This window comes from Sorangium sp. So ce1036 (assembly GCF_051369805.1).
Taxonomy (GTDB): Bacteria; Myxococcota_A; Polyangia; order Polyangiales; family Polyangiaceae; genus Sorangium; species Sorangium cellulosum_F.
In genome coordinates this window covers 97402-114715 of sequence record NZ_JBBMOX010000002.1, presented here as the reverse complement: position 1 = coordinate 114715, position 17314 = coordinate 97402, and the positions used below count along the sequence as shown (strand labels likewise).

Genomic DNA, 17314 nt, shown 5'->3' with positions numbered 1-17314 from the left:
CCGCGCCGAGCACCGCCGCCGCGGGAGACAGGCCCAGCGGCATCCGCTATGTTCATGAAGGCGGCGCGGCGCCCGAGCCGCCGCGGAGGCGCGCAACGCAGGTCACCAGGCCCGTCACGCGGAGCGCTCCAGCGACCCAGACCAGCGAAGAGGCCCGAACATGAGCTGCCCTCACTGCCGTCCAAACCGGCGCGCTCGAATCCTTTGGCTCGGCGTCGTGGCCGTGGCGCTCCTGGGGATCGTGTACGTCGACGGGGCGTTCGGTCGCCGGTCATCCGCGCGCGAGCCCTCTTCGACCTCCGTTCCGCAGCAAGACCACCCATGATCCGGTCGCTTCGCTCTCACCGAGGCTCGTCCCGTGAGCGACGTCCCCGGGGCGAGCCTGGGTGACCGCGTACCAGGCGGCCGGGCGGGCGATCGGCGCGAGGCGCCGGCGCCCGCCGAGCCGCAGCCGGGGGACAGCGGCTATGTCGCCCGCAAGTGCTCGATCAGGATCTTCACGCCAAGGCCGATGAGCACGACGCCCCCCGCCACGTCGAGCCGCTTGCCGAGCATCGCGCCGAAGCGCCTGCCGGCGAACAGGCCGATCGCGGAGAGGACCGCGGTCGTGATCCCGATCGTGACGAGGGAGAGCGCGAACGGCGCGTTCAACATCGGGAGCGTGAAGCCGATCGCGAGCGCGTCGATGCTGGTCGCGATGGCCAGCACGAACATGACCCTCAAGGCGAACAGGTCCTTCGGCGCGTCGTCGTCATCGTCCGCGCCGCCCCGCGCCTCCCACAGCATCTTGCCGCCGATGGCCCCGAGGAGCCCGAAGGCGATCCAGTGATCCCACGCCTGCACGAGGGGCCCGACACGCGCGCCGAGGAGCCACCCGATGAGCGGCATGAGCGCCTGAAACCCGCCGAAGAAGCCCGCGACGAGCGCGACGTGCCGGGCGCGTATCGCGGGGGTCGCCAGCCCCCGCGCGGCCGAGACCGCCGTCGCATCCATGGCCAGGCCGAGGGCGAGGAGCAGGATCGCGCCGAAGCTCACGACGCCGCCGCCGACCGCTGGGCCGCCGGGAGGGGGTGGACCTCCACGGTGACATGCTGGAGGCTCGCGATGGAGGTCAGGGCCTCGCGGTAGGCGATCGGCGGCTGCGGAGACCGCGCGGCGATCGACACGATGCAGGCGCGAGCCCTCGGGCCGATATCCCACAGGTGAAGGTCGACGACGGCCGCGCCAGCGAACTCCGACTCGATCCGCCGGCGAATGCGCTTCGTGATCTCCTCCGATGGAACCACGTCGAGGAGCTGCTTCGCCGCCTGCCGGCACAGGCCGTAGCTCCAGCGCGCGATGACCACGCCGCCGACGACGCCCATGGCGGCGTCGAGGAACGTCCAGCCGAAGTAGCGCCCGCCCAGGAGCGCCAGGATGGCGAGCACGCTCGTCAGCGCGTCGGCGAGCACGTGGAAGTACGCGGCGCGGAGGTTGTGGTCGTGCCCGTGATGCGCGTGCTCATGGCGATGCGGGGCGTGCTCCCCGTCGTCATGCTCGTGATCCTCGTCATGGTCCGCGCCGTGGTGCTCGTCCGTGTGGAGGAGCTTCACGCTGACGAGGTTGACGGCCAGGCCCAGCACGGCGACGGGGAGCGCCTCGGAGAAGGCGATCGGCGCGGGGCGCAGGAAGCGGCGCAGCGACTCGACCACCATCAGGAGCGCGATGAGCGAAAGGACCACGGCGCTCGTGTAACCGGCCAGCGCGTGGACCTTCCCCGTGCCAAAGGAAAAGACGCTCGACCCCGACTGTCTCCGCGCGAACCAGTAGGCCAGCGCGGCCATGCCGAGGGCGCCCGCGTGCGTCGCCATGTGCCAGCCGTCGGCGGTCAGGGCGAGCGAGTTCGTCGCGTATCCGACCACGAGCTCGGCGACCATCATCGCCAGCGTGAGCGCGACGACCCAGCGCGTCCTCGCTTCGTGAGAGGCCACCGCGGCCCCGTGATCGTGGGTGTGCCTCAGCTCGTCGAGCAGGTCGGACGCCGCGTCGTTCGTCATGACGCCCCTCATTTCACGTAGGCGCGAACGATCTGGACCAGCTCCTCGACCGCCTCGCGCTGCGGTGCCGTCGTGCGCTCCGGGTCCACGACGTGGGTCCGGATATGGCCCTCGATGAGCTCCCCCACGAGCCCGTTCAGGGCGCCTCGCGCCGACGTCACGGTCTGGAGGACCTCCGCACAGCCGTGCTCGCCCTCGAGCGCGCGCTCCACCGCCTCGAGCTGACCACGGATGCGCCGCACGCGGGCAATGAGCTTCTTCTTGCTCTCGATCGTGTGCACCCGGATAGTCTAGGGGACTATGCTAGCTGCATCAAGCGCGCAGGCCCTGGTCCGGCGCCGGCTCTCGTCTCTCGGAGGTCGCTGCGTCCGCGAGGCGGCGTAAGGGGGAGGGCGAAGCAGGGACGAGCCACCGTGAGCTCCCCTCTTGCTGCGCTGCTGACGAGCGCCCGAGGAGGAAGCGCGCTCACGGCCCTGGCCGCTCCCGTTCCATCAGCAGCGCCCTCGCCTCGGGCGCTCGCCAGTCCCTCGCGCCCGTGAACCGGAGGGCCATCATGCCGTCTTCCTCGACCAGGAACGTGTCAGGCAACGTCGAGACCCCGAACCGCCGCTGCACCGCGGGCGCGCCGGCCCGCACGACGCCGGGAGGCACCTCGCCCCCGAAGAAGGCGCGCACGACCTCCCAGCTCTCGTCGACGCTCACGGCCACGAGCTTCAGCCTGCCGGCCTCCTCCAGCTCTCGGCCGAGCTCCAGCAAGCGCGGGAGCTCGGCGCGGCACGGGGCGCACCAGGTGGCCCAGAAGTGGAGCAGCACGGGCCGGCCGCGCAAGGCGCCCGCGTGGAGCAAGGTCCCGTCCGGCCGCTCGAAGGCGGTGTCCGGCACAGGCCGGGTGCCGTCGAGCCGCTCGTACGCGAACGGGCGACCTGGTCGCTCCGCGCCGCGGCGATGCTCCACGGCCCGGTAGAGCCCCACCGCGAGCGCCTGGACGAGGACCAGGACGCCCGCGGCGGCGGCGATCCTGCGGAGGCGGGCGCGCGCGCTCATCGCCTACTCCGCGGCGGGCGACAGGGCCGGGCCGGGGCGCGGCGGGGGGGCGGCGGTGTCCGTCCCGCCGGCGGCCCCCGCGCGGCGCCGCCCGCCCACCACGCTGTAGAGCACCGGCAGGACGAGCAGCGTGAGCAGCGTGGAGGAGATCACGCCGCCGATCACGACCGTCGCCAGCGGGCGCTGCACCTCGGCCCCGACCCCCGTGTTCAGCGCCATCGGCACGAAGCCCAGCGAGGCGACCAGCGCCGTCATGAGGACCGGACGGAGGCGCCGCTCGGCCGCGAGCTCGATGGCGTCCCGCACCGGCATCCCGGTCGCGGTGAGCTGCCGGATGGTGGAGACGAGCACCATGTCCCCGAGCACCGCGACGCCCGACAGCGCCACGAACCCGACGCCCGCGGAGATGCTGAACGGCAGGTCGCGGAGCCAGAGCGCGACGACGCCGCCGATCGCAGCGAACGGGACGCCCGTGAAGACGCGGACCGCATCGAGGAGCCGCCCGTAGGTGAGGTACAGCAGGAGCAGGATCAGCCCCAGGGCCGCGGGCACGACGACGAGCAGGCGCGCCTGCGCGCGCTCGAGGTGCTCGAACTGCCCGCCGAAGCGGACGTAATAGCCGGGCGGCAGCTCGACCTCCCGATCCAGCCTGTCTCTCGCCTCTTCGACGTAGGTGCCCACGTCCCGGCCGCGGACGTTCGCCTGCACGACGATCCGGCGCTTCGCCCACTCGCGCTGGATCGCGGTCGGCCCCTCGACCGTGCGGATCTTCGCGAGCCGCGCGAGCGGGATGCGCTCCCCGCCGGCCGCCGTGACCAGGATGCGGCCGATCGAGGCGGCGTCCTCCCGGTGGCGGTCGTCGATGCGCAGCACCACGGGGAAGCGGCGCTCGCCCTCCTGGAGCTGCCCCACCTCCCGCGCGCCGAGCGCCTCGACGACCTCCAGCACGTCGGCGGCCGCGATGCCGTGCCGCGCGATCGCGTCGCGGTCGACCGCGATCTCGAGCACGGGCTGCCCCGTGAGCTGCTCGGTCACCACGTCGGCCGCGCCGGGGATCCGCTTGAGGACGGCCTCGATCTCGCGCGCCTTCTGCTTCAGCGTGTCGAAGTCGTCGCCGAACAGCTTCACCCCCAGATCGGCCCGGATCCCCGCCACCATCTCGTTGACCCGCATCTCGATCGGCTGCGTGTAGATGACGCGCATGCCCGGCATCCCCGCGAGCTCGGCTTCCATCGCCTCGACGAGCTCGTCCTGCGTCGCGGCGCGCTTCCAGGCCTCCCGCGGCCTGAGCGTGATGAACATGTCGGACAGCTCGAGCCCCATCGGATCCGTCGCCACCTCCGCGGTGCCCGTGCGGGTCCAGACGCGCTCGATCTCGTCCGGGAACCTGTCGAGGAGGACCCGCTCGAGCTGGGTGCCGTAGCGGATCGACTCACCCGCCGAGACGCCCGAGAGCCGCACGGTGTTGGCGACGAGGGTGCCCTCGCGGAGCCGCGGCACGAACTCGGCGCCGAGCCGCGTCGCGAGGAAGACCGCGTTGCCGAGGAGCAGCACGGCGCCGGCGAGCACCGCCCAGCGCCACCGGAGCGCGAGCTGCAGCGCGGGCCGGTAGGCCCGCTTGAGGAGGCGCACGAGCGCGTTCTCGCGCTCCTTCATGCGGCGCGGCAGGAGCAGGCTCGCGAGCGCCGGCATGAGCGTGAGCGACAGGATCATCGAGCCCATGAGCGCGAAGATCACGGTGAGCGCCATCGGCCGGAACAGCTTCCCCTCCGCCCCCTCGAGCGCGAGGATCGGCAGGTAGACGATCATGATGATGAGCTCGCCGAACATCGTCGGCTTGCGCACCTCGATCGAGGCGTCGCGCACGACGTCCGTCGTGCTCCGGTCGCTCGTCTCCTCGGAGAGCCGCCGGACCGAGTTCTCGACCATGATCACCGAGCTGTCGACGACCAGCCCGAAGTCGATCGCGCCGAGGCTCATCAGGCTCCCCGCCACGCCCGCGCGCAGCATGAGGTCGAACGCGAAGAGCATCGACAGCGGGATGGCCGAGGCCACGATGAGCCCGGCGCGGAGGTTGCCGAGGAAGGCGAAGAGCACCGCCACGACGAGGAGCGCGCCCTCGAGCAGGTTCTTCTCCACGGTGCCGAGCACCTCGTCGATGAGCTCGGTGCGGTCGTACACGACGGCGACGTCGACCCCCTCCGGCAGGCTCTTCTCGACCTCTTCCAGGCGCGCCTTGAGCCGCGTCGTGACCTCGTGGCTGTTCTCGCCCATCAGCATGAAGCCGAGGCCGAGCACGACCTCGCCCTGGCCGTCCGCGGTGACCGCGCCCCGCCGGATCTCGCGCCCCTCGACCACCCGGGCCACGTCGCGGACCCGGATCGGCGCCCCGCCCCTGGCGGCGACCACGATGTCCTCGATGTCGCGCACGCGCGTGGCGATGCCGATGCCCTGGATCAGGCTCGACTCGCCCGCCTGGTCCAGGGTGCCCCCGCCCACGTTGGCGTTGTTGCGCTCCAGGGCCTCGGACAGGTCGTGGAGCGAGAGCCCCCGCGCCGAGAGCTCCGCCGGGTCGACGAGGACCTGGATCTGCCGCTCGTCGCCGCCCCAGGCGTTGACCTCGGCGACGCCCCGCACCGAGCGGAGCTGCGGCGCGATGACCCAGTCGTGGACCGTGCGCAGCTCGCTCAGCGACTTGCCCTTGCCCGTGACCACGTAGTGGAACACCTCGCCGAGCCCCGTGGCGACCGGGCCGAGCTCCGGGCGATCGATGCCCGGCGGCAGCGCCACGGTCTGGAGCCGCTCCATGACGACCTGACGGGCCAGGTAGATGTCCGTGTCGTCCTCGAAGCGGGCGGTGACCTGGGAGAGCCCGAAGCGGGAGAGCGAGCGGACCTCCTCGAGCCTGGGCAGCCCCGAGATCGCCTGCTCGACGGGCGCCGTGATCTGGCGCTCGATCTCGACGGGCGAGAGGGCAGGGGCGACGGTGTTGATCTGCACCTGCACCGGCGTCGTGTCCGGGAAGGCGTCGATCGGCAGGCGGCGGAGGGCGAGGAGGCCCGCCAGGGAGAGGCCGATCGAGGCGAGGATCACGAGCAGCCGGTGGCGGAGCGACCACGTGATGACGGCGTTCAGCATGATCGCGCCTCAGTCCTCGCAGCAGCCTGCGCCGATGCTCTCCTTGAGCGTCTCGGTCTTGAGCAGGAAGCTCCCCTCGGTCGCGACCTCCTCGCCCGGGCGCACGCCCTTCGTCACCTCGACGAGGTCGCCCTCGGTCGCCCCGATCTCGACCCGCCGCGCCTCGAACTGGTCCTCCGCGAGCCGCACGAACACGAGCTTCACCGTCCTCGCGCGCTGGACGGCGGCGCGGGGCACCATGACCGCGGCGCGCGCGGGGGCGAGGATGCGCGCCCGGCCGAACATGTTGGCCCGCAGCGCGCCGTCGGGGTTCGCGAGCGGGACGCGCGCCTTGGCCGTGCGCGTGGCCGGATCGATGGCCGGGGCCACGTACGTGATCTCGCCCTTGAGCTCGCGCCCCTTCAGGCCGTCGACCTCGAGGATCACCGGCTGCTTCAGCGAGACGGCCGGAAGGTCGGTCTCGGGCACGTCGAGCTCGGCCCACATGCTCGAGACGTCGACCACCTCGAACAGGGTCTCCTCGACGCCGACGAGCCGGCCCACGGTCGCCTTGCGCTGGGTCACGACGCCGGCGAGCGGGGTCGTGAGCGTGTAGCCCCCGCTCCCGCCCGCGCTCGCGCCCACGACGGCCAGGGAGGCCGCGAAGGAGGCGCGCTCGGCGCGGGCGGCGTCGAGCTCCTGCTGCGCGGCGAGGACGCTCCGGCGCGACGAGACCCCCTCCTTCTCGAGCTGCTCCTCGCGCCGCAGGTTCTCCTCGGCGATCTTGAGGCGCGACAGCGCGCTGGCCAGCCGCGATCGATCCGCCCCCACGTCGGCGCTGTCGATGATCGCGAGCGGCGCGCCCTTCTCGACCTCCGCGCCCACGTCCACGTGGAGCCGCCGGACGACCCCCGCGGCGCGGGCGTTGATCTCCGCCACCTTGAGCGCGTCGTAGACGATCCTGGCGGTCACGGGGATGCCGCCGCCGCCCGGCCGCTCGACGGCCTTCTCGGTGACGATGCCGGCGAGCCGGGCCGTGTCCTTGGTCCTGAGCTTGACCTTCGTCCCGTCCGCCGGCGCGCCGTCGCTCGTCACGTCGGCCGCCGGCTTGCCCCCGCGCTCGGGGTGGCAGAGGGGGCAGATGGACTCCGGGAATCCGTGCTCTTTGCACCAGTCGCCCTTCGCCTGGAAGACCGGGACGAGCCTCGGATTGCACTTCGTGCAGAGCGCTTCCAGCACGCCGTGCTCCTTGCACATGGCGCCCTCGACGGCCGACGCCGCCCTGGGCCTCGCCTCGGCCTCCTCCTGCGCGGCCCTCTCGGCCCCCTGCCTCCCGCACCCCGCGAGGGCGGCGAGGAGCAGGAGCACGACGGCGTACGCGCGATGAGCCATGTCAGCTCCCCTTCGGCGGCCTGACGATCTTCAGGTCGGGGTTGCACTTCAGGCACTGCGACTCGGGCAGCCCGTGCTCCGCGCACCAGTCGCCCGTGGCCTTGAAGGCCGGCACCAGATCCGGGTTGCAGCGGGTGCACTGCGACTCCGGCACCTCGTGCTCCCCGCACCAGTCCTCGTGGGAGCCGGGCCTCACGTCGGCGGGCGCGTGCGCCGCCTTCGCCTGCGCCTTTTCGGGCGCGGCCTCGCCGGCGCTCGGCGCTTCCTTCGAGCACGACGCAGCCCCGAGGGCGAGGACGCAGAGCACGAGCGAGAGGGGATGAATCTTCATGGGTCTATCCTTCCTTGTTGTCCGCAACGTCACGTGATGAACGGGTCTCAGGCATACCGTCGCTGCCGCGCCAGCGCAGCGCCGTCGCCACCGCCGACCACCCTGCCCGCGACCGTGGTGCGCGAGGTGGGGAGAGCAGCGCCGTACGGGCTCGCTGGAGCAGGCGCGCGACGACAGGTCGCGACCACGCCCTCCGCTCGGACGTGGCAGGGTGCTGAACCACGCCGCGAACGCCCGACGCCACCGCGGGCGGGCAAGGCCCGCATGGAGCTCCCCGGAGCGCGATCGACGGCTCGGGCCGCGGAGCGGCCATCATCGCCTGGCTAGGCGAGGCGCCTTGGGACGTGGATCACTTCGCGCCCCTCGGGCGACGGGGGCGCGCGCTCGGGCAGGAGCAGCAGCAGCTCCGCGGAGGAGGGCGCGAGCAGGACCGGAATGCTGGGCGAGGGCGGGAACGCCGGGATCCTCGCCGCGCAGCACCCCGAGGCGCAATCCAGGGGACAAGGGCAGTCCCGCTGATCCTCATCGTCGGGACACGACTCGCCGCAGTCGTCGACGGCGACGAAGGCGTACGCCGCCGTCAGCTGGCTCATGAACAAGGCGAGCACGACCGTGGAGAGCAGCCGGACGAGCCGCCGCGTCCACCCAGATCGAGAATTTCGCCTTCGCTGCCGGATCACGAGCCGGCAGAGCGTACCATGCGCCCTGAGGGGTGCGAACCCCAACAGCCGCCGGGCCGCGCGGTCCGCCGCCGACCTCACCCCGCGAGCCCGGCGCGGTGGATGGCCCAGCCGAGCGCGCCGCCGAGGACGATCAGCCACGTCGTGTTGAGCTTGAAGCGAAAGAGCAGCAGCGCGCTCGCGGCCGCCAGCAGCGCGGTGGGCAGATCGACGAGCGAGGCGCGCCCGAGCTGCGCCGTCACGACCAGCATGAGGGCGAGCGAGGCGACGTTCACGCCGTCGAGGACCGCCCCCGCGACCGGCGAGCGGCGCAGCCGCGGCACCAGGGGACCGCTCACGGCGACGAAGAAGAACGCGGGCAGGAAGATGCCGAGCGTCGCGACGAGCGCGCCCGCAGGGCCGGCCAGCACGTAGCCCACGAACGTCGCCGTGGTGAACACGGGCCCCGGCGTGACCTGCCCCACGGCGATCGCGTCCACGAGCTGCGCCTCGGTCATCCAGCCGAGCCGCTCCACGAGATCGGCGCGCAGGAAGGCGAGCAGGACGTAGCCGCTGCCGAAGAGGACGGCGCCGGTCTTGAGGAACACCCAGAAGAGGCCCGGCAGCGTGACCGCGCCCGCGGCGGCGAACCCGGGGAGCCAGGGCGTCAGCGCGGCCGCCCTGCCGCCGGCGCGCTCCCCGTCCGGCGCCGGAGGCCGGCTGTCCGGCGCCGGAGGCCGGGCGGAGGGAGCGCCGGGACCCCCGCCGAGGCGCGCGAGCGCCGCGCTGGCGGCGCCCGCGCCGAGCAGCACGGCGAGCTCGTTCACGCCGAGCCACGCGAGGACGGCGGCCGTCGCGCCGAGGAGCCTGAGCGGCGTGGTGCGGGCCGCCCTCGGCGCGAGCGCGCCGATCGCCCGCACCACGACGGCGATCATCACGGGCTTGATGCCGTAGAGCAGCCACGTCGCCGTCGGCAGCGTGCCGAAGCGCACGTACGCCCAGCCGAGGGCGCCCGTGATGAGCATCGCGGGCACGATGAAGCAGATGCCGGCCACCGCGAGGCCCGGTCCCCGCGCTCGCTCGTAGCCGATGTGGATCGCCATCTCCGTGGAGTTGGGGCCGGGGATGAGGTTGGTCGCGCCGAGCAGGTCGAGGAAGCGCTCCTCGGAGAGCCACTTGCGCCGGCGCACGACCTCGTCCTGCATCATCGCGATGTGCGCGGCGGGCCCCCCGAACGCCGTCACGCCGAGGCGCAGAAAGAGCCACGCGAGCTCGCGCAGATCCGCCGCCGTCCAGCGCCGGACCGACGTGGATGCGGGGGTCGGCTCGCCCCTCACGGCGGTGCACCTGCCGCGAGCTCCGCGGGCTCGCCCGGGGCCGCCGGCTCTCCCTGGCGATGGGTCAGCCGGTAGAGCACCGGCAGGACGAGCAGCGTGAGCGCCGTGGAGGAGAGGATCCCGCCGATCACGACCGTCGCCAGGGGCCGCTGCACCTCGGAGCCGGTGCCGGTGGCGAGCGCCATCGGGACGAAGCCGAGCGCGGCCACGAGCGCGGTCATCAGGACCGGGCGGAGCCGCGCGATGGAGCCGTGGAGCACGGCGTCGTCGAGCGCCTCGCCGCGCTGCCGCATGTTCTCGATGAAGGTCACCATCACGAGCCCGTTCAGCACGGCGACGCCCGACAGGGCGATGAAGCCCACGGCCGCCGAGATCGAGATCGGCAGCCCGCGAGCCCACAGCGCGAGGATACCCCCGGTGAGCGCCAGCGGGACACCGGTGAAGATCAGGGCGGCGTTCCTGAGCGTCCCGACGGAGAGGAAGAGCAGGCCGAAGATCAGCCCGAGCGCCAGCGGCACCACCACGGCCAGGCGGCGCTGCGCGGCGAGCAGGTTCTCGAACTGGCCGCCCCAGGACATCCAGTATCCCGGCGGGAGCTTGATCTCGGCGTCGATCCGCTCCTCCGCGTCGGCGACGAAGCCGCCGAGATCGCGCCCGCGCACGTTGCACTGGACCACGACCCGGCGCTTGCCGTCCTCCCGGCTCACCTGGTTGGGGCCCTCCTCGACGCTGATCCTGGCCACGGCGCCGAGCGGCACGAAGGCGGCCCGACCGGCCGTCCGGGCCGCCGCGGCGACGGTCGGGCCGCTCGGTCCAGGCGCGTGCTCGCCCGTGTCCCGGAGCGGGATCGGGAGGCGCTCCAGCGCCCCGAGGTCGCGGCGGATGGCGTCGGGCAGCCGGAGCACGAGATCGAAGCGCTTGTCGCCCTCGAAGACCTCGCCGGCGCTCACGCCGCCGACCGCGGCCTCGACGACCGCCTGCACGTCGGCGACGTTGAGCCCGTAACGGGCCGCCATGGGCCGGTCCACGTCGATGGTCAGCACCGGCAACCCCGTGACCTGCTCCACCTTGACGTCGGCCGCGCCCGGCGTCCTCGCCAGGACGGCGCCGATCTTCTTCGCCTCCGCGAGCATCACCTCGAGGTCGTCGCCGAAGACCTTGACCGCGACGTCGCTCCGCACGCCGCTGATGAGCTCGTTGAACCGCAGCTCGATGGGCTGGCTGAACTCGTAGTTCTGCCCCGGCAGCTCCCGGATCACCTCCTCGATCGCCTCGGCGAGCTCCTCCTGCGTGGCCGCCTTCTTCCAGCCGCTCCGCGGCTTCAGCATCAGGTACGTGTCGGAGACGTTCGGGCCCATCGGATCGGTCGCGACCTCGGCCGTCCCTGTCCGGGCGAAGACGTGCTCGATCTCGTCGGGGAACCGCTCCTTGAGGACGCGCTCGAGCTGCGCCTGCATCGCCACGCTCGTCGTGAGGCTGATCGAGGGGATGCGCGCCGGCTGGAGCGCGAGCGCCCCCTCGCTCAACCTCGGGGCGAACTCGCGGCCGAGCCCGGCGGCGACGAGGCCCGTGGCCGCGAGGACCACGCCGGCGACGCCGAGCACGGCCGGCTTGTGCGACAGCGCCCAGGAGAGCACGCGCTCGTAGGCGCGCCTCGCGTGGCGGAAGAGGAAGTTCTCCTTCTCCGAGACCCGGCCCGTGAGCAGCAGCGCCACGAGCGCCGGGACGAACGTCATCGACAGGATCGTCGCGCCCGCGAGCGCGAGGACCACCGTCTGCGCCATCGGCCGGAACATCTTCCCCTCGATCCCGGTCAACGTCAGGATCGGCAGGTAGACGATCGCGATGATGATCTCGCCGAAGATCGTCGCCTTCCGGACCTCCTGCGAGGCCTCGTAGGCCAGGTCGATCCGCTCCTCCCGGGTGAGCCCCCGCCCGAGCCGGCGCTGCTCCTCGGCGAACCGCCGCACGCAGTTCTCGACGATGATCACCGAGCCGTCGACGATGAGCCCGAAGTCGATGGCGCCGAGGCTCATCAGGTTGCCGCTGATCTTGCCGTGGGCCATGCCGGTGACGGCGATCAGCATCGAGAACGGGATCGCCAGCGCGGCGATGAACGCGGCGCGGAGGTTCCCGAGCAGGAGGAAGAGCACCACGACGACCAGCGCCGCCCCCTCGAGCAGGCTGTTCCTCACGGTCTCCAGGGTGGCGTCGACGAGGTAGGTGCGGTCGTAGACGGTCTTGACCGTCACGCCCGGGGGCAAAGACTTGTTGACCGCCTTGATCTGGTCGTCCACGCGCCGGGAGACGGCGCGGCCGTTCTCCCCGACGAGCATGATCGCCGTGCCGATGACCGCCTCCTCGCCGTCCTCGGTGGCCGCGCCCGTGCGGAGCTCCCGGCCGACGCCGACCTCGGCGACGTCCTCGACCCGGATCGGCACCTCGCCCTGGTGGCCGACGACGATGCCCCGGATGTCCTCCTCGCCCTGCACGAGGCCCGTGGCGCGGACGAGGTACTGCTCGCCCTTGTGCTCGATGTACCCGCCGCCCGCGTTGGCGTTGTTGGCCGCGAGCGCCTCGAGCACGTCGCGGAAGGAGAGCCCGTAACCGACGAGCTTCGCCGGATCCGGCGACACCTGGTACAGCCGCTCGTGGCCGCCGATCGAGTTGACCTCGGTCACCCCCGGCACCGTCCGGATCTGGGGCCGCACGATCCAGTCCTGGATCGTGCGCAGGTCGGTGAGGTCGTACGGCTGGCCGTCGGGCCGCCGGGCGTCCGGCGCGGCCTCGAGCGTCCACATGTAGATCTCGCCGAGGCCGGTCGCGATGGGCCCGAGCTGCGGCTCGCCGAGCCCCGGCGGCAGGCTCTCCTTGGCCGCCGCGAGGCGCTCGCTCACGAGCTGGCGCGCCCAGTAGATGTCGGTGCCGTCCTCGAAGACGACCGTCACCTGCGACAGGCCGTAGCGCGACAGCGACCGGACCTGCTCGACGCCCGGGATGCCGCCCATCGCCCACTCGATGGGGAAGGTGACACGCCGCTCGACCTCGACCGGCGACAGCGCCTTGACCGAGGTGTTGATCTGCACCTGGACGTTGGTGATGTCGGGCACCGCGTCGATCGGCAGACGGTTGAAGTTGTAGGCGCCGAGCGCTCCGACCGCGATCGTGAGGACCACCACGAACCAGCGATGGCGGACGGAGAACGCGAGCAGCTTCGCGAGGAGGGTGAGCATCGGGGCCTCCTCAGTGCGCGTGGCCGTGGCCCGCCTCGGATTTCCCGAGCTCGGCCTTGAGGAGGAAGCTGTTCTTGCCGACGTAGCGCTCCCCCGCGGCGATGCCGTCCAGCACCTCGACGAGCGCGGCGCCCTGCTCCCCCGGCGCGTGGCCGCGGCGGCCGGGCTTGATGGGCCGGGCCTCGAAGGCGTCGCCCTCCTGGACGAAGACGACCTCCTTGCCCTCGACCCGCTGGACGGCCTCGTCCGAGACGACCACCGGCGCGACCGCCTCCTCGACGGCGATGTCGGCGGTCGCGAACAGCCCGGGGCGCCACGCCGCGCCCGGGTTCTGGAGGACGACGCGGGCCACGGCGGAGCGGTTCTGCTCGTCGACGATCTGCCCCAGGTACGCCAGCGTGCCCTGCGCGCGCTGCTCGATCCCCTCGGCCTTGACCCAGGCCGTCTGGCCCACCCGGACGCGGCTGAGGTCCCTGGCGTAGACGGTGACGTTCACCCAGATGGTGGACAGGTCGGCGATGACGAAGACCTGGGTGTCCTCCTTGAGGACCTCGCCGATGGCGATGTGCTTCTCGATGATGGTGCCGTCGATGGGGGCCACGAGCGCGTACCCGGTGCCCCTGGCCGCGCCCGCGCCCGCGGCGGCGCTGAGCTTCTGCGCGGCGCTCCGGTGCTCGATCCGCGCCTCGGCGACCGCCTGCTTGGCGGCCAGGTACTCCTTCTCGGCCGAGATCTGCTCCTTCCAGAGCGCCTCCTGGCGGGCGAAGCTCGCCTCCGCGAGCGCGAGGCGCTCCTTCGCCGACAGGACCTCGCGCTGCAGCTCGGCGAGCTCGCGGCTGTCGAGCACGGCGAGCACCTCGCCGCGCTTCACCGTGTCGCCGAGCTGCCTCTTCACCTCGCGCGCCGCCCCGGGCACCCGGGGGGTCACGTGCGCGATGGCCTCCGCGTTGAGCGCCACCTCGCCGGGGAGCGTGACCGTCACCGCGACCTCGCCCGGCCCGGCGGTGAGGAGCTCCAGCCCGGCGTTCTGGATCATCGCGGGCGAGAGCCTCACCCTGTCGCCGCCGTGGGCGTCGGCTCCGTCGCCCTCGTCGTGCGCGTGCTCGTCATGAGCGTGCTCGTCGTGCGCGTGCTCGTCATGAGCATGCTCGTCCTGCGCGTGCTCCTCGCCCTCGCCGTGGGCGTGCGCTCCCTCGCCCTCGCCGTGACGGTGCCCCTCGTGCTCTCCATGACCGGCCTCCTGGTCGTGCCCGTGGCGCCGGTGCTCGACGAACACCGTGGCGGCGATCGCCGCGACGAGGAGCGCCAGGACCGCGCCCGCGAGCGCGGCCGCCATCTTCGGCGACAGCTCGATCTTCCCCTTGGTCGCGCTCATCGGAGCCCCCTCCCCGCCGCGACCAGGAGCTCGATCTTGGCGACCGCGTGGGCGTGCTCGGCCTCGAGCAGCGCCGCCTCGGCCTCGATGACCTCGCGGCGCACCAGGAGGACGCTCGCGAGATCCTTCTCGCCGAGCTCGTAGCCGCGCGCCGAGATCGAGGCCGCCCGTTCCATGAGGGCGGCGGTCGGCGTCAGGGCCCGCAGGGCCTCCCTCGTCGCCACGTAGCGCGCGTGGAGCTGGTGGATCTGGCCCACCGCGCCGGCCCGCGCGGCGTCGGCGCGGGCGCGGGCGACGGCGACCTCCGCGGCGGCGGTCGCCGTGCCGGCGCGGTTGGCGTTGAAGAGCGGCAGCGGGACCGCGAGGCCCAGCAGGCCGATGTTCGCGCCGTCGTCGTGCTCGGCCTGGGCGATGACGCTGACGGTCGGCCACCTGGCCGCTCGCTCCCGCTCCAGCTTGGCCCGCGCGGCGTCGACCGACGCCTCGGCGGCGCCGACGTCGGGGCGCCCCCCCACGTCGCCGAGGATCGAGGCGAGCGGCGGCGGCTCGCCCGGGGGCACGAGGGGGCCCTCCACCGGGACGTCCTGCGCTCCGGACGAGGGGAGGCCGAGCAGGGCGAGGAGCGCGGCCTTGTCCGCGTCGCGAGCGCCTTCCGCCGCCTCCGCGGCCGCGACGTCGCGCCCCCTCTGGAGCAGCGCGAGGGTCACGTCGACCTCGGGCACCTCGCCGGCCTTGTGCTGGCGCTCCGCCGCGGCGTGGAGCCGCTCGGCGAGGGCGACGCGGGCGCGGGCGAGCTGCACCTGCCGCTCGTCCCGGAGCACGAGGGCGTGCTGGAGCAGGGCGGCGAGCAGGACGCCGCGCCGGGCGCCTTCGGCGTGGATCTCGGCGGCCCGCTGCTCGGCGCCGGCCGCCGCGATGCGCTCGCCGCGCTGGCCGCCGAGCTCGATCGGCCACTCGAGGGACGCTGAAGCGGCCGCTGGCTTGCTCCCGTCGGGGTTGAGCCGGACGCCGCCCATCCCGGTGAGCACGGGGTTCTCGAGCGAGAGCACGCCGGCCGCCGAGGTCGCGGCGCGGGCGACCCCAGCCTCGGCCGTGGCCACGCGCGAGGCCGGCGCCGCGCGGGCGAGCTCGACGACCCGCGCGCGGGTGAGCGGTGGTCCTGCGGCGAGGACCGCCGCGGGCGCGAGCAGGGAGAGGTGGAGGGCGAGCGAGAACGAGACGAACAGACGACGCACGCAGGGACGCAGCATGGACGAACAGCCCTCGAGCGCACCCGGCGCTCGCGCGAAGGACCGCGATCATGCCCGGTCAGGACCGCGCGCGAGGACAGAGCCCCGGCGGCGTGGCGCGGAGGCGCTCATGCGCCTGGACGCTGCTGCCGTGCTCGTGTCGCGACACCTGACGCGGGCGCCTCAGGCGCGCGGGCGTCGCGGTGGCCGGTCGAGGCGGTAGGTGGGGGAGCGCCCCGGCATCGCCGGCGGCGTCGATGCGACGATCTCGTACGCCTCGAGGAGGATGTAGGGCGGCACCTCGTCGAGGGGCAGCATCATGGGGATGCGGCCGCAGGCGCAGTCGTCGCAGCTCGGCGGGCAGTCGCGGTGCGAGCTGTCCGGCGCCTCGTGATCCCCTTCCTCCGACGAGGCCGACGCCAGCGTCGGGTGCTCGCAAGCGATGGCCACGCCGAGCGCCTGGAGGGTGTGGCCTTGCGCCAGCAGACCGACGACGAGGAGCACCGGAAGCACGGCGCAGATCCAGCGAAGGATCGCGCTGCGAGCACGGTGGGGTCGCCGGACGCGGAACATCCGCCGCGAGCGTGGAGGAGAACGGGACGAGCGTCAAGGAGCGCCCATGCTTCGCGGGAATGGGCGGCCCGAGCTGCGCTCGTATCCAGAAAGCCGCACGGGAAAGGCGCTGGAAAGCCCGATGGCCGAGGGGTATCGGGCTCCTGTGTCGTGGGCGGCGCGTCAGGTCGACGTCATCGGGTGAGCTCGGGGGTTGCCTCGGCCGCTGCCGCCTCCTCCATCTGCTTGCGCAGGCTGAGCGGCCGCATGTCGGTCCACACCTCCTCGATGTACTGGAGGCATTCGGCGCGCTTGCCGCTCTTCCCCGCCGGGCGCCAGCCCGCGGGGATCTCCCGGCCGGCGGGCCAGATCGAATACTGCTCCTCGTGGTTCACGACCACCTCGAAGGTGGCGTCTGCGTCGTCGAAGATGCTCATCGTGGATCCCGATGATACCTCGTCGCTGGAGGCTCGACTCAAAAAGCGTTCATGAGAATGGGGCGCCGGCCCCTGGTCAACGTCCGGGCGCCGCATGGACGAGGCGCGATCGGGCGCCGCGGCGCTGGTCCGCACGGCACGAGCGATAGCGTTGCCGCCGCGAGCGTCGCGACCCAGGGCTGTCCGCCTCCGCGCCAGAGGACCCCCCCGCGTCCACGAGGCCAGCGTGGCGAGCTCGACAGGCCGGGTGAATTGCGCCGAACATCCCACAGCTGGGACGCTTGCCAGCGCGCACACGACGTGGCTCGCGGCGCGGTTTCAACGGTCACCCAGCGAGAAAATGGGTTGACGCGCCATGTAGCGGAGGATAGTCGTGCATCTGGCAGGTTGCAGGTCGTATTGCAAGCTCGCGTCGGCAGACACAAAAGTGAGAAATGTCGCATTGGCGACGTGATCGCGTCGCCGCCGGCAGGCTGACAAGACATCTCGACAACTCACAACGACCAAGGAGGTCATCGATGTGGTGGTGGTTTGGAACTGACGACGGCAGCACACCCAGCAAGTGATGCCGC

At 72.8% G+C, this 17314-nt stretch carries 14 protein-coding genes; all 14 read right to left on the bottom strand.

Features of this window, described 5'->3' with window-relative positions:
* Nucleotides 1-465: 465 nt before the first annotated feature.
* Nucleotides 466-1035, bottom strand: coding sequence for a manganese efflux pump MntP (locus tag WMF31_RS37595; protein WP_436606715.1), 570 nt, complete (start codon nt 1033-1035; stop codon nt 466-468).
* Nucleotides 1032-2036, bottom strand: a complete 1005-nt coding sequence (dmeF, locus tag WMF31_RS37590; RefSeq protein ID WP_436606714.1) for a CDF family Co(II)/Ni(II) efflux transporter DmeF — start codon at nt 2034-2036, stop codon at nt 1032-1034. Before dmeF ends, WMF31_RS37595 begins: the two co-directional genes overlap by 4 nt.
* An 8-nt stretch (nt 2037-2044) precedes the next feature.
* The gene (locus tag WMF31_RS37585; protein ID WP_436606713.1) at nt 2045-2317 is read right to left on the bottom strand and encodes a metal/formaldehyde-sensitive transcriptional repressor; all 273 of its coding nucleotides are present in this window, start codon (nt 2315-2317) and stop codon (nt 2045-2047) included.
* 184 nt (nt 2318-2501) lie between these two features.
* On the bottom strand, nt 2502-3080 hold the full coding sequence (locus WMF31_RS37580) for a TlpA family protein disulfide reductase (RefSeq protein WP_436606712.1): 579 nt from the start codon (nt 3078-3080) through the stop codon (nt 2502-2504).
* 3 nt (nt 3081-3083) lie between these two features.
* Entirely contained in the window at nt 3084-6218 is a 3135-nt protein-coding gene (locus tag WMF31_RS37575; protein WP_436606711.1) for an efflux RND transporter permease subunit, read from the bottom strand.
* A 9-nt stretch (nt 6219-6227) separates the two neighbouring features.
* A complete protein-coding gene (locus WMF31_RS37570) occupies nt 6228-7589 on the bottom strand; it encodes an efflux RND transporter periplasmic adaptor subunit (RefSeq protein ID WP_436606710.1) in 1362 nt (453 codons plus the stop codon).
* Nucleotide 7590: 1 nt separating this feature from the next.
* Nucleotides 7591-7920: a hypothetical protein gene (locus WMF31_RS37565; protein ID WP_436606709.1), complete on the bottom strand. Its 330-nt coding sequence runs from the start codon at nt 7918-7920 to the stop codon at nt 7591-7593.
* Between the two features lie 323 nt (nt 7921-8243).
* Nucleotides 8244-8513, bottom strand: a complete 270-nt coding sequence (locus WMF31_RS37560; protein ID WP_436606708.1) for a hypothetical protein — start codon at nt 8511-8513, stop codon at nt 8244-8246.
* Between the two features lie 164 nt (nt 8514-8677).
* Nucleotides 8678-9916 carry a chromate efflux transporter gene (chrA, locus tag WMF31_RS37555; RefSeq protein ID WP_436606707.1) on the bottom strand — a complete coding sequence of 413 codons (1239 nt, stop codon included), beginning with the start codon at nt 9914-9916 and terminating at the stop codon, nt 8678-8680.
* Nucleotides 9913-13149 (bottom strand): efflux RND transporter permease subunit, encoded by a 3237-nt coding sequence (locus tag WMF31_RS37550; RefSeq protein WP_436606706.1) that lies wholly within the window; start codon nt 13147-13149, stop codon nt 9913-9915. Before WMF31_RS37550 ends, chrA begins: the two co-directional genes overlap by 4 nt.
* A 10-nt stretch (nt 13150-13159) precedes the next feature.
* On the bottom strand, nt 13160-14524 hold the full coding sequence (locus WMF31_RS37545; RefSeq protein ID WP_436606705.1) for an efflux RND transporter periplasmic adaptor subunit: 1365 nt from the start codon (nt 14522-14524) through the stop codon (nt 13160-13162).
* Nucleotides 14521-15759, bottom strand: a complete 1239-nt coding sequence (locus WMF31_RS37540; RefSeq protein ID WP_436606704.1) for a TolC family protein — start codon at nt 15757-15759, stop codon at nt 14521-14523. Before WMF31_RS37540 ends, WMF31_RS37545 begins: the two co-directional genes overlap by 4 nt.
* A gap of 177 nt (nt 15760-15936) precedes the next feature.
* Entirely contained in the window at nt 15937-16266 is a 330-nt protein-coding gene (locus WMF31_RS37535) for a hypothetical protein (protein ID WP_436606703.1), read from the bottom strand.
* A 233-nt stretch (nt 16267-16499) separates the two neighbouring features.
* Entirely contained in the window at nt 16500-16742 is a 243-nt protein-coding gene (locus WMF31_RS37530; protein WP_436606702.1) for an MbtH family protein, read from the bottom strand.
* Nucleotides 16743-17314: the final 572 nt, after the last annotated feature.

Coding starts and splice junctions, on each gene's coding strand:
- dmeF (WP_436606714.1), bottom strand. CDS start 2,036: ATGACGAACGACGCGGCGTCCGACCTGCTCGACGAGCTGAGGCACACC.
- WMF31_RS37580 (WP_436606712.1), bottom strand. CDS start 3,080: ATGAGCGCGCGCGCCCGCCTCCGCAGGATCGCCGCCGCCGCGGGCGTC.
- WMF31_RS37575 (WP_436606711.1), bottom strand. CDS start 6,218: ATGCTGAACGCCGTCATCACGTGGTCGCTCCGCCACCGGCTGCTCGTG.
- WMF31_RS37570 (WP_436606710.1), bottom strand. CDS start 7,589: ATGGCTCATCGCGCGTACGCCGTCGTGCTCCTGCTCCTCGCCGCCCTC.
- WMF31_RS37565 (WP_436606709.1), bottom strand. CDS start 7,920: ATGAAGATTCATCCCCTCTCGCTCGTGCTCTGCGTCCTCGCCCTCGGG.
- WMF31_RS37560 (WP_436606708.1), bottom strand. CDS start 8,513: ATGAGCCAGCTGACGGCGGCGTACGCCTTCGTCGCCGTCGACGACTGC.
- WMF31_RS37550 (WP_436606706.1), bottom strand. CDS start 13,149: ATGCTCACCCTCCTCGCGAAGCTGCTCGCGTTCTCCGTCCGCCATCGC.
- WMF31_RS37545 (WP_436606705.1), bottom strand. CDS start 14,524: ATGAGCGCGACCAAGGGGAAGATCGAGCTGTCGCCGAAGATGGCGGCC.
- WMF31_RS37530 (WP_436606702.1), bottom strand. CDS start 16,742: ATGAGCATCTTCGACGACGCAGACGCCACCTTCGAGGTGGTCGTGAAC.